Genomic DNA, 14,647 nt, shown 5'->3' with positions numbered 1-14,647 from the left:
GGTCGAATGTGCGGGTCACCGAGGTCTCTTCGCCCGCCGAGAAGCCGGCCAATCACCGGCCATCTCCACCTCAAGTCGGGGGAGGCATGCCGTAGACTCCAAAAAGCGCACTTTGGCGCGTCTTTTTCGGGATTCGGCGGTACCAATGCCAAATCCAGCACCCTCCAGATCTCCCATGCCGTCCTCGACGCCTTGATGTTCCATGGCTCCGTTGTCTCCACCCGCCCGTGAATCGGCCGTGATTGCGGTCGATGGCCACCCGCTGCGAGTCGGACTGGCGCTGCAGCTGCTGGAGCGCGCCGGTCAGCACGACTGGATGGCCCGGCTGGAGCCTGGCTCACCCGCCTGGATGCAGGCGCTGATCGACGGCCTGTGCACGCTGTCCAGCCGCGATCCGCTGACGGGGCTGTTCAACCGCCGCCAGTTCGAGGCCAGCCTGGACAGCGAGATCGACCGTGTCGCGCGGACCGGCGAGTCCGCATTGCTGCTGCTGCTCGACATCGACCATTTCAAGCGCGTCAACGACACCTACGGCCATGCCGCCGGTGACGTGGTCATCCGCCACATCGGCAAGGTGCTGCAGGACAGCGTGCGCCCGATGGACACGGTCGCGCGGCTGGGCGGGGAGGAGTTCGGTGCCGTGCTGCCCAACTGTCCGGCCAGTTTCGGCCAGACCGTGGCCGACCGGGTGCGACAGGCGATCGAGGACACGGTGGTCATGGCCGCACCCGACCAGCACATCTCGGTCACCGTGAGCGTCGGCGGGGCCTTCGCCCCCCAGTGGGTGCGCTCGTCGTCGCACCTCTGGATGGAGCGTGCCGACCAGCAGCTCTACCGCGCCAAGGCGGCCGGTCGCAACCGCATCTGCCTGGAATCGCAGCCGCGCTCCGAGGTGAGCAACGAGGAGCGCGACATGCTCTTCAGCGCCGTGTCGGCCTTCGTGCCGGACGCGATGGACACCAGCGCCGACCCGACGCTGGATGCGATGCCATGAGCGTCGCCCACATCCTGGCCATCACCAGCGGCAAGGGCGGTGTCGGCAAGACCATGCTCAGCGCCAATCTGGCCGCGGCACTCGCCCGCCGCGGCGAGAAGGTGCTCGTCATCGACGCCGACCTGGGGCTGGCCAACCTCGACGTGGTGCTCAACCTGCACCCCCGCACCACGCTGCACGACGTCTTCACCGGCAAGGCGCCGCTCGACCAGGCCGTGATCGATGCACCGGGCGGCTTCCAGGTGCTGCTGGCCGGCTCGGGCCTGATCGAATACTCGCGGCTCACCCCGCAGGTGCGCGAACAGCTCGCGCTGCTGCTCGACACCGTGCGCCCCCGCTACGACCGGGTGCTGATCGACACCGGCGCGGGCATCTCCGACATCGTGCTCTACGCCGTCTCGCTGGCCGATGAAGTGCTGGTCATCGCCACGCCGGAGCCGACCGCGCTGGCCGATGCCTACGCCACGATCAAGGTGCTCGCCGCGCAGCAGGACCGGACCACGCCGATGCTGGTGGTCAACCAGACCCAGCGGCCCGGCGAAGGCGCCCACGTCGCCACGCAGCTGCAGGCCGTGCTCCGGCGCTTCGTGCAGCGCCCGGACGGCACGGCGATCACGCTGCAGGCGCTCGGCGACATCGCGCTGGACCCTGCCGTGCGCCAGTCGGTGCAGAAGCGCCAGTTGCTGATGCTGGCCTACCCCGGCGCGGATGCGGCCAGCGACATCCGCGAGATCGCCGGCCGGCTGGCCGAGGCGACCGCCGCGGCTCGGCTACAGTCCGGGCGATGAATGCCGAGACCCCTGCCCCACCCGCCACGCCCTACGAATGGGTCGGCGGCGACACGCGCGTGCGCGAACTTGTCGACCGCTTCTACGACCTGATGGACCTGGAGCCCGGCTACCGCGAACTCCGCGCCGCCCACGGCACCACGCTCGACGACGCACGCGACAAGCTCTACTGGTTCCTCAGCGGCTGGCTGGGCGGCCCGAACCATTACATCGAGCGTTTCGGCCACCCGCGGCTGCGCATGCGCCACATGCCGTTCTCGATCGGCGTGCAAGAGCGGGACCAGTGGGTCGCCTGCATGCACCAGGCGATGACCGAGGTACAGCTCGACCCCGTGCTGATCGAGCGCCTGACCGAGAGCTTCTTCGGCACTGCCGACTGGATGCGCAACCGCTAACGCAGCCGTCCGTCCGGACGCCGCGCCGAGGCCAGCAGCACGATCAGCGCCCCCGCCCCGCCGTCCGGCCCGCGCGCCTGCGTGAACGCCAGCACCTCCTGGCGCTGCACCAGCCAGCTGCGCACCTTGCCCTTGAGCACTGGCTGCCGGCCCGGTGACCCCAAGCCCTTGCCATGCACGACGCGCACGCAGCGCCAGCCGCGCTTGCCCGCGTCGTTGAGGAACTCCGCCAGCGCCTCGCGCGCGGCGTCGCGGTTCAAGCCGTGCAGGTCGATCTGGCCCTGCAGCGACCAGCGGCCCAGCCGCAGGTGCTTGAGCACGTCGTCGCCGATGCCCGACTGGCGGTAGGACAGCTGGTCGTCGGTCTCCATCAGCGAGGCGGCGTCGAAATCGTCCGACAGCGACACCCGCAGCACCTCGGCCTCGTCGAGCGCCCGCTGGAACGGCTCGGGCTGCGGCCGCGGGCGGGCGATGTCGGCCAGGTTGGAATCGCGCAGCGGTGTGACCGCGCCCACCGTGCGCGCGAACAGCTCGCGCTCGCGCAGGCGCGCCGCCTCCAGCGCCGCACGGCGCGCGGCGGCCTCCTCGGCACGCTGGCGCTGCTCGCGCAAGGCCCGGTGGATGGCGGCCAGCTCCGACAGCGAATGCGCTTTCACAACAACCCCCGTTCGGCAAACGACACCACCGGCCCGCGCCCGATGACCATGTGGTCGAGCACCCGCACATCGACCATCGCCAGCGCCGACTTCAGGCTCTGCGTCAGGAACTCATCGGCCCGCGACGGCTCGGCGACGCCGGACGGATGGTTGTGCGCCAGGATCACCGCCGCCGCATTCAGCGCCAGCGCCCGCTTGAGCACCTCGCGCGGATAGACGCTGGTCTGTGTCAGCGTGCCGCGGAACATCGGCTCGTAGGCGATCAGCCGGTGCTGCGCGTCGAGGAACAGCACCGCGAACACCTCGTGCGGCAGCTCGCCGAGCTGCAGCTTCAGGAAGTCGCGCACCGACTGGGGCGAGTCGAACACCGGCCGCTGCGACAGCTCCATCGACAGCGCCCGCCGCGCCAGCTCCAGCACCGCCTGCAGCTCGGCGCGCTTGGCCGGGCCGAGGCCTTTCACCGTCTTCAGCGCATCGCCTTCGGCCCGCAGCAGCCCGCCGAGTCCGCCGAACTTCGCCAGCACCTGCCCGGCCATCTGCAGCACGCCCGTACCCTGGATGCCCGTGCGCAGCAGCAGCGCCAGCAGCTCGGCATCGGCCAGCGCGGACGGGCCTTGGGCGAGCAGCTTTTCGCGCGGACGCATCGCAACAGGAAGGTCTTTCATCGGCGGCACCTAAAATCGGGGCCAGTCTACCGAGAACTGGCCATTGCCCGCCCCGGCATCCCCCATTTCCGACCCTCCATCCCCCATTGCGCGCACCCCGCCACTACCAGGATCACCGCCGTGCCTCAGGTCCAACCGGGTTCATTCCTGACCCTGCATTACCGCCTCGCCGGCCCCGACGGCGGCGACATCGTCAACACCTTCCACGACAAGCCCGCCACGCTCTCGCTCGGCGCCGGGGAACTCGCGCCGGCCATCGAGTCGCGCCTGCTCGGCCTGGAAGAAGGCACGCGCACGACCATCGCGCTCGAACCCGGCGAAGCCTTCGGCCCGCGCAGCCCGGACATGGTGCAGAAGCTCAAGCTCGCCATCCTGCGCGAGATGGGCGACCCGCACGAGCAGTACAGCGTCGGCGACGTGGTGCAGTTCCCGACACCGGACGGCCGCGGCTCCTTCGCCGGCGTGCTGCGCGAACTCGGCCCGGCCGAAGAGGACTGGGCGGTGTTCGACTTCAACCACCCGCTGGCCGGCCAGCCGCTGACCTTCGAAGTGCAACTGATCGGAGTGCTGTGATGACCGCGATCCGCCAAGAGACCTTGCAAGGCGATGTCCAGGGCCATGTCGAGGAAATCGTGCTGGCCCAGCCGCGCGGCTTCTGTGCGGGCGTGGACCGCGCCATCGAGATCGTCGAGCGGGCGCTCGCGAAGTTCGGCGCGCCGATCTACGTGCGCCACGAGATCGTCCACAACACCTACGTCGTCAACGACCTGAAGGCCAAGGGCGCCATCTTCATCGAGGATCTCTCCGACGTGCCGCCCGGCGCGACGCTGGTGTTCAGCGCGCACGGCGTCAGCCAGGCCGTGCGGGCCGAAGCCCGCGAGCGTGGCTTCGAGGTGTTCGACGCGACCTGTCCGCTGGTGACCAAGGTCCATGTCGAGGTCGCCAAGCTGCGCCGCGAAGGCTACGACTTCATCATGATCGGCCACAAGGGCCACCCCGAGGTCGAAGGCACGATGGGCCAGCTCACCGAGGGCATCCACCTCGTCGAAGACGTGACCGACGTGGCCGGCGTGCAGGTGCCGGACGAGAGCCGCCTCGCCGTCGTCACGCAGACGACGCTGAGCGTGGACGACGCCGCCGAGATCCTGCGCGCCGTGAAGCAGCGCTTCCCGCAGGTGCGCGAGCCGAAGAAGCAGGACATCTGCTACGCGACGCAAAACCGCCAGGACGCCGTCAAGGTGCTGTCCGGCGAGGTGGACATCGTCATCGTCGTCGGCAGTCCCACCAGCTCGAACAGCAACCGCCTGCGCGAAGTCGCGCAGCGGCTGGGCACGGCGTCCTACATGGTGGACAGCGCCGACGAGATCCGCGCCGAGTGGTTCGAAGGCCGCCCGCGCGTGGGCCTGACCGCCGGGGCGTCGGCGCCGGAGTTGCTGGTCGATGCGGTCATCGCGCGGCTGAAGCAGCTGGGCGCGCTGAGCGTGCGCAAGATGCCGGGGGTCGAGGAACACATCGAGTTCCCGCTGCCCAAGGGCCTGGGCGACAAGGCGATGGCCGAAGCCGGTGTCACTGCCGCACCGCGCCCGCACTGAACACACTGCACTGCAACACGAGACTTTCCATGCTGGACATCACCCTGCTGCGCCGCGACCTCGACGGCGTCCTCGCCCGCCTGGCCACGCGCAAGAACCCGCAGCCCTTCCTCGACGCCGACGCCTTCCGCGCGCTGGAACACGAGCGCAAGACCCTGCAGATCCGCACCGAAGAACTGCAGGCCCGCCGCAACCAGCTCAGCAAGCAGATCGGCGGCCTGAAAGCCAAGGGCCAGGACACCACCGCCGTGATGGCCGAGGTCGGCGGCATCGGCGACGAGATGAAAGCCGGTGGCGAGCGGCTGGCGCAGATCCAGGCCGCGATGGACGCGATGCTGCTGCATGTGCCGAACCTGCCCGCCGCCGACGTGCCGGTCGGCGCGGACGAACACGCCAACGTCGAGATCCGCCGCTGGGGCACGCCGCGCACGTTCGACTTCGCGGTGAAGGACCATGTCGACCTGGGCGCGCCGCTCGGGCTGGACTTCGAGACCGGCGCCAAGCTCTCGGGCTCGCGCTTCACGTTCATGAAGGACGCGGCCGCCCGGCTGCACCGCGCGCTCGCCCAGTTCATGCTCGACGTGCAGACGACCGAGCACGGCTACACCGAGTGCTACACGCCCTACCTCGTGCAGGCCAAGGCGCTGCAGGGCACGGGCCAGTTGCCCAAGTTCGAGCAGGATCTCTTCCACGTCACCTCGGGCGACGGCGACGCAGCCGGCAGCAAGTGGTACCTGATCCCGACCTCGGAGGTCACGCTCACGAACGCGGTCGCCGACACGGTACTGCCGATCGACCAGCTCCCGATCAAGCTCACGGCGCACAGCCCGTGTTTCCGCTCGGAAGCCGGCTCGGCCGGGCGCGACACCCGCGGCCTGATCCGCCAGCACCAGTTCGACAAGGTCGAGATGGTGCAGATCGTCCACCCCGACCACAGCGAAGGCGCGCTGCAGGAGATGGTCGGCCACGCCGAGGCGATCCTGCAGAAGCTGGGGCTGCCGTACCGCGTGCTGCTGCTGTCCACGGGCGACATGGGGTTCGGCGCGGCCAAGACCTACGACCTGGAAGTCTGGGTGCCGGCGCAGAACACGTTCCGCGAGATCAGCTCCTGCTCGAACTGTGAAGCCTTCCAGGCGCGGCGCATGCAGACGCGCTTCAAGAACGCGCAGGGCAAGAACGAACTGGTCCACACGCTGAACGGCTCGGGGCTGGCCGTGGGGCGCACGCTGGTGGCCGTGCTGGAGAACTACCAGAACGCCGACGGCAGCATCACGGTGCCGGACGCGCTGCGTCCGTACATGGGTGGCATCGAAATACTGCGCCCCTCTTGCTGAACCAGCCAAAAGACCGCTACAATCTCGGTCTCGCTTCCAGGAAGGGTGGCAGAGTGGTCGATTGTACCTGACTCGAAATCAGGCGTACGGAAACGTACCGAGGGTTCGAATCCCTCCTCTTCCGCCAATACAGAAAACGCCCGCCACAAGCGGGCGTTCTTCTTTGCATTGTCATTTCACCCCAGCGCATTGAGCGCCTGGTGCTGCACCAGCGCCAGATGCCGCGGCAGCACCTTGTCCAGCGCATAGCGCTCCAGCACCGTCTGCCGCGCCCGCTCGCGCAGCGCCTGCACACGCGGGCTGCGGTGCTCGACCAGCGCCTGCTCGATGCGGTCGGCCAGCGCGGCGTGGTCGAAGAAGTCCACCAGCCAGCCGTTCTCGCCGTCGCGCATCACCTCCTCGACCGGCGCCGTGCGCGAGCCGATCACGAGGCAGCCGGTGGACATCGCCTCCAGCAGCGACCACGACAGCACGTAGGGATACGTCAGGTAGACATGCGCGCTCGACACCCGCAGCACCGCCCGGTACGCCGGCGCGTCCAGCCAGCCGACGAAGTGGATGCGCGACAGGTCCAGCTCGCCGCGCAGCTCCTCCAGCAGTGCGGCCTTGTAGTTCGCCGCGCCCTGCGGCGCCCGGGAGTAGTAGAACGCCTCGGTGCCGACGATCACCGCATGACAACCCGGGCGGCGCTTCTGCACCGCCGCCAGCGCCCGCATGAACTGCGGAAACCCGCGGAACGGCTCCATGCCGCGGGTGGCGTAGGTGATGACCTCGTCCGCGCCGGACAGGTCGAGCCCCGGCACCTGCTGCGCCAGCGCCTGACGCGCCTCGGCCGCGTCGGCCGCCGGCTGGTAGAACGCGGTGTCCACGCCGTCGTGCAGCACGCTCAGCTTCGGGCGGAACGGCTCGGGAAACTGCTGCCGCTGCCAGCGGGTCGGCGTCACGCCGTGGTCGCAGGCGTGCAGGTCGAGCAGCATGTTCGCGTTGCACAGCCGCAGCGCGAGCTGCGCCTCGAACGCCAGCGGATGTGCCGGATCGAAGTTGTATTCGGCGCCGAACGGGTTCAGGAACCACTCGAAGTAGCCCAGCAGCGGGGTCTTCGGGAACACGTCCTTCATGAACAGCGTCGGTCCCCAGCCGGCGTAGCCGTAGATGAGGTCGGGCACGAAGCCATGCTGCTTGAGCTGCTGCACGACCTGCAGCACCGCCAGCCCCTGCTGCAGCGCCTCGTCCGAGCGCTGCAGGAAGGCATGTGGCTTCGGGCCGGTGGCGGCCGGCACCTGGTAGCGCACCTTGCGCACCCCGTCGACCATGCGCACGGCCGACTCGCGGCTGCAATGCACGACCTCGTTGGCCGGATCGCGCGCCAGCGCCTCCATGACGCGGGTGAATTGCCCGGGGAATACCGGGTGCAGGAACAGGTAACGCATGGTCGTGGGACGCCTCCTTGTGGTCGCCCGGATTGTCCCTGCGGGGTCTGGCGTCGAAGCCGAGCGGTGATCGTTCACGGCAGAAGGGCCGGACGGATGTGAACAATTCACACCGCCCCCTATGATCCCGGCGCTCGCTCACCACCACAAATCCCAGGGATGTCCATGTCACCCGCACCCACTGCCGCAGCCTCGGCCTCGGCCACCTCCCCGGCGCAGGTCCAGGCCTTCATCGCCCGCTGGACCGGCGTCACCGCCTCGGAACTCTCGACCTCGCAGAGCTTCATCATCGAGCTGTGCGAGTTGCTGGACGTGCCGCGTCCGCATCCGACGCCGGAGCGGGACTACATGTTCGAGCGCCCGGTGACGTTCCAGAACGGCGACGGCTCGACCAGCGCCGGGCGGGTCGATTGCTACCGGCGCGGGGCGTTCGTGTGGGAGTCGAAGAAGCTCAACCCCGGCGCGCAGGCCGCCGCCACGGGCAAGACGATCAAGAGCTTCGACAACGCGATGCTGCTGGCGCGCTCGCAGGCCGAGCACTACGCCCGCGCACTGCCGGCGGGCGAGGGTCGGCCGCCGTTTGTGGTGGTGGTCGATGTCGGGCACCTGATCGAGCTGTATGCCGAGTTCAGCCGCTCGGGCTCGACCTACACGCCGTTTCCCGATGCGCGCTCGCACCGCATCCGGCTGGCCGACCTGCACGACGCGGCGATCCGGGCGCGGCTGCGGGCCTTGTGGGTCGATCCGATGTCGCTGGACCCGTCGCGCGTCAGTGCGCGGGTGACGCGGGAGGTGTCGGCGGCGCTGGCCGCGCTGGCCAAGAGCCTGGAGGACGCGGGGCATCCGGCGCAGCAGGTGGCCGCCTTCCTGACGCGCTGCCTGTTCACGATGTTCGCCGAGGATGTCGGGCTGCTGCCGCCGGGGGATGACGGGCTGGGGGTGTTCGTGTCGCTGCTGACGCAGCACCGCGAGAAGCCGGAGCGGCTGGCCGGGATGTTGCGGCTGCTGTGGCAGGGCATGGACACGGGCGGCTTCAACGGGGCGCTGGCGCAGGACGTGATGCGCTTCAACGGCAAGCTGTTCAAGGGCGCGGGGCAGCCGGGGTATGTGCTGCCGCTGACGACCGGGCAGATCGACGGGCTGCTGCGGGCGGCCAGGGCGGACTGGCGCGAGGTGGAGCCGGCCATCTTCGGCACGCTGCTGGAGCGGGCCTTGAGCACGACGGAGCGGCATGCGCTGGGGGCGCACTACACGCCGCGGGCGTATGTGGAGCGGCTGGTGATGCCGACGGTGATCGAGCCGCTGCGGGCCGAGTGGCAGCACGCGCTGGGGGCGGCGCTGGTGCTGGCGGCCGAGGCCGAGGCGCTGGACAGCGGCAAGAAGCGCGAGGACAAGCTGGCCGAGGCGCGCGCCGAGCTGCGGCGGTTTCACCACCGGCTGTGCCATGTGCGGGTGCTGGATCCGGCCTGCGGGAGCGGGAATTTCCTGTATGTGACGCTGGAGCACCTGAAGCGGCTGGAGGGCGAGGTGCTGGACCGGCTGGAGGCGCTGGGCGAGTCGACGCAGGGGCAGCTCGCGATGGAGGGCGGCACGGTCACGCTCAAGCAGATGCTGGGCATCGAGCTGAACCCGCGGGCGGCGGCGCTGGCGGAGCTGGTGCTGTGGATCGGCTGGCTGCAGTGGCAGATCCGCACGGGCGGGTCGCAGAGCGTGGCAGAGCCGGTGGTGCATGACTACGGCAACATCGAGTGCCGGGATGCGGTGCTGGCCCATGACCGGCAGGAGCTGGCGACGGACGCGGACGGGCGCCCGCTCACGCGCTGGGATGGCAAGACGACGAAGGTGCATCCGGTCACGGGCGAACAGGTGCCCGACGAGTCGGCACAGGTGCCGGAATGGCATTACGTGAACCCGCGTCAGGCCGAGTGGCCGCAGGCGGAGTTCATCGTGGGGAATCCGCCGTTCATTGGCTCGAAACGGATGCGCCACGCACTCGGTGACGGGTATGTCGATGCGCTGCAGGCGGTGTGGCCCGACGTGCCCGAATCGACTGATTTCGTGGTCCGCTGGTGGCACAAAGCTGCACTGCTGACGCGGTCCGGTAACGTGCAGCGATTCGGTTTGATCACGTCGAACAGCATCCGCCAAGCCTATGTACGGCGGGCGGTGGAGCCGCACCTTTCAGGAGACAACCCGCTGTCGCTGTTGATGGCGATTCCCGATCACCCGTGGGTAGACAGCGCCGACGGGGCTGCCGTTCGAATTGCCATGACGGTGGCAGAACGGGGACAGCGTCTGGGTGTCCTGCGCGAAGTGGTGTCAGAGCGCGACGAAACCAGCACGGGCGAGGATTTGGTCGAACGGCTTGCCGATCGGACCGGCGTGATTGGCGCAGATCTGCGCGTAGGCGCCAACGTGGCCGGGGCCAAGCCGCTACGGGCGAACCTGGACCTGTGTTCGGTCGGGATGAAAACCATCGGTGCGGCGTTCCAGATCGACGAAGCGACAGCCAAGGCGCTCGGGCTGGGCACAGTGCCCGACCTTGATGCCCATATACGCCCATATCTCAGTGGCAGAGACTTCACGACTCGACCGCGCGGTGTTTGGGTCGTGGACTTTTTCGGTCTCACCGTGGAGGAAGTGCGTTCACGTTTCCCGGCAGCATTTCAGCACCTGCTGATGCGTGCAAAGCCAGAACGCGAACAGAACCGAAATGAAGCGTTCCAGCGGTTGTGGTGGGTCATCGGACACCCTCGACAACAGTTTCGACAGGCAGTGGCTGGTTTGCCGCGATACATCGTGACCGTCGAAACGGCAAAGCACCGCTTGTTCGCATTCGTACCCGAGGCCATTGCACCGGACAGCACTCTGGTGACTGTGTGCTCGGCTGACGCGCTCAACCTCGGCGTCTTGTCGAGCCAGGCACACGTAGATTGGGTGTTGGCAACTGGTGGAACGCTGGAAGATCGCCCCAGATACAACAAGACTCTCTGCTTCGAGACATTCCCGTTTCCATCTGAAGACACCGGCCTGACGCCAGCGATTGCCGCTCGCATCGGCCAACTCGCCGAACAACTCGACGCCCACCGCAAGGCCCGCCAAGCCGCCCACGACACCGTGACGCTGACCGGCATGTACAACGTGCTGGAAAAACTGCGCCGCGAAGAGCCGCTGAACGCCAAGGAAAAGACGCTGCACACCGAGGCGCTGGTCAGCGTGCTGGCCACGCTGCACGACGAACTCGACGCCGCCGTGCTCGACGCCTACGGCTGGCAAGACCTCGGCCCCGTGCCCTGGAAGGACGACACCGCCCGCCAGGCGTGGACCGAAACCCTGCTGGAGCGCCTCGTCGCCCTCAACGCCCGCCGCGCCGCCGAGGAAGCCCGCGGCACCATCCGCTGGCTGCGCCCCGAATTCCAGGATCCCGCCCGCCGCAACGCCACCACCCCCGCACCCGCCGCCGAGCAGACCGCCATCGAACTGGTCGGCGACTCCCCTGCCCCCGAAGCCGACGACGAAGCGCCACCCCCCACCGCCGCCGCACCCACCGCCCGCCAGCCCTGGCCCGCCGACCTGCCCGCGCAGATGCGCGCCGTCGCCGATGTCCTCGGCACCAGCCCCCAGCCGCTCGACGAGGACGCACTGGCCAGCCGCTTCACCGGCCGCGGGCCGTGGAAGAAGCGGCTGCCGCAGATCCTGGAGACGCTGGAAGTGCTCGGCAAGGCGCAGCGGGAGGCGGGGGGGCGCTGGCGTGGCGCGTGAACCCAACAGCGTTTCAGCACGCCCTGCCTTGTCGTGTCTTGCTCCTCCCCCCAGCGGGGGGAGGCCGGGAGGGGGCTTCGGAAGTCAGCCGACATCTCGGTACCGATCACCCCCCTCCCCAACCCTCCCCCCGCTGGGGGGAGGGAGCCATTCAGCGCGTTCTTTCAGAATGGGGCATGGCAAATGACGACAACGCACAACCCCGGATCTGGGTGCCGGAGACCGTCAGCCGGCCGCTGCTGCTGGCAGCGCGGCGGCTTCGGCGGGAGATGACAGAGGCCGAGTGCCTGCTGTGGGAGCACTTGCGCGCCGGGCGGCTCGGCGGCTGGCGCTTTCGGCGTCAGCATCCGGTGGACCGGTTCGTGCTCGATTTCTACTGTCCGGTCGTGCGGCTGGCGGTCGAGCTGGATGGCGCACAGCACCACACCCCCGACGGACAGGCCCGTGACGCCGAGCGCGACGACTGGCTCCAGCGGCGACACGGCATCAGGATGCTGCGGTTCGACAATGCCCAGCTACTGCGACAACCCGATGCCGTGCTGGACCGCATCCGACAGGCACTCGCCCCGCCCTGACCAGTCTTGTCTTGCCCCTCCCCCCAGCGGGGGGAGGCCGGGAGGGGGCCTCGGAAGTCAGCCGACATCTCGGCAGCGTCAACCCCCCTCCCCAACCCTCCCCCCGCTGGGGGGAGGGCGCAACACATCAATACCCGAGGAAATCCACCTCAAACACCAGCGTCGCGTTCGGCGGAATCACGCCGCCGGCACCACGCGCGCCATAGCCCAGGTTCGGCGGGATCAGCAGCACGCGGGTGCCGCCGACCTGCATGCCCTGCACGCCTTCGTCCCAGCCGCCGATGACCATGCCGGCGCCGAGCGCAAAGCGGAAGGGCTGGCCACGGTCTTTGCTGGAGTCGAACTTGCGGCCGCGGCCGTTCGGGGCGGCGGCGTCGTGCAGCCAGCCGGTGTAGTGGACGCTGACCTGGCGGCCCGCGACCGCGGTCTCACCAGTGCCGACAACCGTGTCTTCGTACTGCAGGCCCGAGGGGGTGGAAATCATGTGGAAACCTTTGCAAGTGTGGGAAAAAGCGGAAACGGGCGCGATCATGCCACCAGTTTTCACCGCCATGCGACGCTTGTCACACTTGACACCGATTGGCCCAGGCCGGTACCGCGGCCATCAGGAATTGACTCACATCAATATGCACAGGTACCGACAAGTCCAGCGCCCGCGCCGCCGCCTGCAGCACCGCCAGCGGCGCGTGCGTGTCGATCGCCGCCGCCCCGGTCTGCTTGGACAGCTTCTCTCCCTGCGCGTCCCGCACCAGCGGCGTGTGGCGGTAACGCGGCGTCGGCAGGCCCAGGCAGCGCTGCAGCCAGACCTGCCGCGGCGTGTTGTCGGCCAGGTCTTCGCCGCGGACAACATGGGTCACGCCCTGTGCCGCATCGTCGACCACCACCGCGAGCTGGTAGGCCCACAGCCCGTCCGCGCGGCGCAGCACGAAGTCGCCGACCTCGCGGGTGAGGTTCTGCTGCTGCGGGCCAAGCCGCTCGTCGTGCCAGTCGATGCAGACCTCGGCGCCGTCGGCCTGCACGGTCAGCAGCCGCACCGCCCGCGCCTCGGCCCACGGCACGGGCCGCGCGCCCCCAGGACGGCAGGTGCCGGGATAGACCAGTTCGCCGTGGCGCGTGCGGTCGTGACCCGCGGCGGCCAGCGCCAGCGCGATCTCGCGGCGCGTGCAGCGGCAGCCATACGCGAGACCCGCCGCGTGCAGCGCCTCCAGCGCGCGGCCGTACAGATCACCGCGGCGCGACTGCCACACCGGCGGCTCGTCCGGCAGCAGCCCGCAGGCGGCGAGCTGGCGCAGGATCTCGGCATCCGCGCCGGGCATGCAGCGTGGCGTGTCCACGTCCTCGATGCGCACCAGCCAGCGCCCGCCGTGCGCCCGCGCATCCAGCCACGAGGCCAGCGCGGCGACCATCGAGCCGGCGTGCAGCGGCCCGGTCGGTGACGGCGCGAAGCGGCCGACGTAGCCCGGTGCGGCCCCTGCGCTGCTCACAGGATGAGGCCGGCGTGCTGCTCCAGCAGCGCCAGCCGCGTCACGGGGCTTTCCAGTTGCTGCAGCCACCAGGCCAGCGCCCGCCCCATGCCCGGCCCGCCGCGCCACGCATAGCGCATCTCGAACCGGGTCGGCGGCGCCTCGGTGCGCTTGACGACCAGCCGGCCGGCGGCGACGTGCGCGCGCAGCAGCGGCTCGGGCAGCCGGCCGCAGCCCAGGCCGCGGATCTGCGCCTCCAGCTTGGCCACCAGCGACGGCACCGTGAGCACGTCCTGCCCCGGCTGGATGCCGTGGGTCTGGCGGTCCAGGCGCTGGGCGGTGTCGGCCAGGGCGACGACGCGGTGCTGCGCCACGGTTTCCAGCGACAGCGGCTCGGGCAGCGCCGCCAGCGGGTGGTGCGGCGCCACCGCCAGCAGCATCTCCAGCGTGCCCAGCGGCGCCGACTGCACGCCCTGCGGCAGTGGCGCGTCCACCCCCAGGCCGATGACCAGGTCAGCATGGCCGTTCAGCAGCGCCTCCAGCGTGCCCGCCATCACCTCGTTGCGCAGCTTGAGCCGTGTCGGCAGCGGCCCGGCGTCGGGCGACTCGGTGCAGCGCAGCGCATAGAACGCCTCGATCAGGTCGAAGATCGCCCGCGGCGCCACGATGTTGTCCACCGCGATCGCCAGCGTCGTCTCCCAGCCGGTGGCCACGCGCTGCACCCGGTTGGCGACCGCGTCCATCTGCGCCAGCAGCCGACGGCCCTCGTGCAGCAGCTCGGCACCGGCCGCGGTGAGCTGCGCCTGGCGCGAGCTGCGGTCGAACAGCAGCACATCGAGCGCCTCCTCCAGCTGGCGCACGCTGTAGGTGAGCGCCGAGGGCACCTTGCCCAGCTCGCGTGCGGCGGCAGCGAAGCTGCCGGTGCGGGCGATGGTGTCCATCATCTCCAGGGCTTCGGGCGTGAGGGCGTGGCGGCGGTCGGTCATCGGCGGC

At 69.6% G+C, this 14,647-nt stretch carries 14 protein-coding genes and 1 tRNA gene; 9 read left to right on the top strand and 6 right to left on the bottom strand.

Going from position 1 to position 14,647, the window contains the following annotated elements; all coding sequences use genetic code 11:
- Positions 1 to 202: 202 nt before the first annotated feature.
- The 3 genes from U5O44_RS16390 to U5O44_RS16380 are packed head-to-tail and all read left to right on the top strand — an operon-like array spanning position 203 to position 2,177.
- Complete coding sequence (locus U5O44_RS16390; RefSeq protein WP_322589484.1) at positions 203 to 994, top strand: GGDEF domain-containing protein; 792 nt, start codon at positions 203 to 205, stop codon at positions 992 to 994.
- Positions 991 to 1,782 (top strand): MinD/ParA family protein, encoded by a 792-nt coding sequence (locus tag U5O44_RS16385; RefSeq protein WP_322589483.1) that lies wholly within the window; start codon positions 991 to 993, stop codon positions 1,780 to 1,782. The genes U5O44_RS16390 and U5O44_RS16385 overlap by 4 nt, the downstream gene beginning before the upstream one ends.
- Entirely contained in the window at positions 1,779 to 2,177 is a 399-nt protein-coding gene (locus U5O44_RS16380; protein WP_322589482.1) for a group II truncated hemoglobin, read from the top strand. Before U5O44_RS16385 ends, U5O44_RS16380 begins: the two co-directional genes overlap by 4 nt.
- On the opposite strand, the gene U5O44_RS16375 is transcribed toward U5O44_RS16380, so the two are convergent.
- A complete protein-coding gene (locus U5O44_RS16375) occupies positions 2,174 to 2,833 on the bottom strand; it encodes a Smr/MutS family protein (RefSeq protein WP_322589481.1) in 660 nt (219 codons plus the stop codon). The genes U5O44_RS16380 and U5O44_RS16375 overlap by 4 nt on opposite strands.
- Entirely contained in the window at positions 2,830 to 3,498 is a 669-nt protein-coding gene (radC, locus tag U5O44_RS16370; protein WP_322589480.1) for a RadC family protein, read from the bottom strand. Before radC ends, U5O44_RS16375 begins: the two co-directional genes overlap by 4 nt.
- A 120-nt stretch (positions 3,499 to 3,618) precedes the next feature.
- Between radC and U5O44_RS16365 the strand changes: the two genes are divergently transcribed.
- The 4 genes from U5O44_RS16365 to U5O44_RS16350 all read left to right on the top strand — a co-directional run bounded on the left by U5O44_RS16365 (position 3,619) and on the right by U5O44_RS16350 (position 6,551).
- Positions 3,619 to 4,071 carry an FKBP-type peptidyl-prolyl cis-trans isomerase gene (locus U5O44_RS16365; RefSeq protein WP_322589479.1) on the top strand — a complete coding sequence of 151 codons (453 nt, stop codon included), beginning with the start codon at positions 3,619 to 3,621 and terminating at the stop codon, positions 4,069 to 4,071.
- Complete coding sequence (gene ispH / locus U5O44_RS16360; protein ID WP_322589478.1) at positions 4,071 to 5,090, top strand: 4-hydroxy-3-methylbut-2-enyl diphosphate reductase; 1,020 nt, start codon at positions 4,071 to 4,073, stop codon at positions 5,088 to 5,090. The genes U5O44_RS16365 and ispH overlap by 1 nt, the downstream gene beginning before the upstream one ends.
- A 29-nt stretch (positions 5,091 to 5,119) precedes the next feature.
- Complete coding sequence (serS, locus tag U5O44_RS16355; RefSeq protein ID WP_322589477.1) at positions 5,120 to 6,424, top strand: serine--tRNA ligase; 1,305 nt, start codon at positions 5,120 to 5,122, stop codon at positions 6,422 to 6,424.
- Between the two features lie 39 nt (positions 6,425 to 6,463).
- Positions 6,464 to 6,551, top strand: a tRNA-Ser gene (locus tag U5O44_RS16350).
- 49 nt (positions 6,552 to 6,600) lie between these two features.
- Here U5O44_RS16350 and U5O44_RS16345 read toward each other — a convergent pair.
- Positions 6,601 to 7,854: a glycosyltransferase gene (locus U5O44_RS16345; RefSeq protein WP_322589476.1), complete on the bottom strand. Its 1,254-nt coding sequence runs from the start codon at positions 7,852 to 7,854 to the stop codon at positions 6,601 to 6,603.
- 165 nt (positions 7,855 to 8,019) lie between these two features.
- Here U5O44_RS16345 and U5O44_RS16340 point away from each other — a divergent pair, with 165 nt between their 5' ends.
- Together U5O44_RS16340 and U5O44_RS16335 are read left to right on the top strand one after the other, a co-directional pair.
- Positions 8,020 to 11,616, top strand: a complete 3,597-nt coding sequence (locus U5O44_RS16340) for a class I SAM-dependent DNA methyltransferase (protein ID WP_322589475.1) — start codon at positions 8,020 to 8,022, stop codon at positions 11,614 to 11,616.
- Between the two features lie 176 nt (positions 11,617 to 11,792).
- Positions 11,793 to 12,191 (top strand): endonuclease domain-containing protein, encoded by a 399-nt coding sequence (locus U5O44_RS16335; protein WP_322589474.1) that lies wholly within the window; start codon positions 11,793 to 11,795, stop codon positions 12,189 to 12,191.
- A gap of 127 nt (positions 12,192 to 12,318) precedes the next feature.
- On the opposite strand, the gene U5O44_RS16330 is transcribed toward U5O44_RS16335, so the two are convergent.
- The 3 genes from U5O44_RS16330 to U5O44_RS16320 form a co-directional block, all read right to left on the bottom strand.
- Positions 12,319 to 12,675 (bottom strand): FKBP-type peptidyl-prolyl cis-trans isomerase, encoded by a 357-nt coding sequence (locus U5O44_RS16330; protein ID WP_322589473.1) that lies wholly within the window; start codon positions 12,673 to 12,675, stop codon positions 12,319 to 12,321.
- A gap of 79 nt (positions 12,676 to 12,754) precedes the next feature.
- Entirely contained in the window at positions 12,755 to 13,675 is a 921-nt protein-coding gene (gluQRS, locus tag U5O44_RS16325; protein ID WP_322589472.1) for a tRNA glutamyl-Q(34) synthetase GluQRS, read from the bottom strand.
- On the bottom strand, positions 13,672 to 14,640 hold the full coding sequence (locus U5O44_RS16320) for a LysR substrate-binding domain-containing protein (protein WP_322589471.1): 969 nt from the start codon (positions 14,638 to 14,640) through the stop codon (positions 13,672 to 13,674). Before U5O44_RS16320 ends, gluQRS begins: the two co-directional genes overlap by 4 nt.
- Positions 14,641 to 14,647 lie beyond the last annotated feature (7 nt).

This window comes from Sphaerotilus sp. (assembly GCF_034519685.1).
Lineage (GTDB): Bacteria > Pseudomonadota > Gammaproteobacteria > Burkholderiales > Burkholderiaceae_C > Sphaerotilus.
The sequence above is the reverse complement of the archived record's forward strand: the minus strand, read 5'-3'. Positions and strand labels throughout refer to the sequence as shown.

Coding starts and splice junctions, on each gene's coding strand:
- U5O44_RS16390 (WP_322589484.1), top strand. CDS start 203: ATGGCTCCGTTGTCTCCACCCGCCCGTGAATCGGCCGTGATTGCGGTC.
- U5O44_RS16385 (WP_322589483.1), top strand. CDS start 991: ATGAGCGTCGCCCACATCCTGGCCATCACCAGCGGCAAGGGCGGTGTC.
- U5O44_RS16380 (WP_322589482.1), top strand. CDS start 1,779: ATGAATGCCGAGACCCCTGCCCCACCCGCCACGCCCTACGAATGGGTC.
- radC (WP_322589480.1), bottom strand. CDS start 3,498: ATGAAAGACCTTCCTGTTGCGATGCGTCCGCGCGAAAAGCTGCTCGCC.
- ispH (WP_322589478.1), top strand. CDS start 4,071: ATGACCGCGATCCGCCAAGAGACCTTGCAAGGCGATGTCCAGGGCCAT.
- serS (WP_322589477.1), top strand. CDS start 5,120: ATGCTGGACATCACCCTGCTGCGCCGCGACCTCGACGGCGTCCTCGCC.
- U5O44_RS16345 (WP_322589476.1), bottom strand. CDS start 7,854: ATGCGTTACCTGTTCCTGCACCCGGTATTCCCCGGGCAATTCACCCGC.
- U5O44_RS16340 (WP_322589475.1), top strand. CDS start 8,020: ATGTCACCCGCACCCACTGCCGCAGCCTCGGCCTCGGCCACCTCCCCG.
- U5O44_RS16335 (WP_322589474.1), top strand. CDS start 11,793: ATGGCAAATGACGACAACGCACAACCCCGGATCTGGGTGCCGGAGACC.
- U5O44_RS16330 (WP_322589473.1), bottom strand. CDS start 12,675: ATGATTTCCACCCCCTCGGGCCTGCAGTACGAAGACACGGTTGTCGGC.
- U5O44_RS16320 (WP_322589471.1), bottom strand. CDS start 14,640: ATGACCGACCGCCGCCACGCCCTCACGCCCGAAGCCCTGGAGATGATG.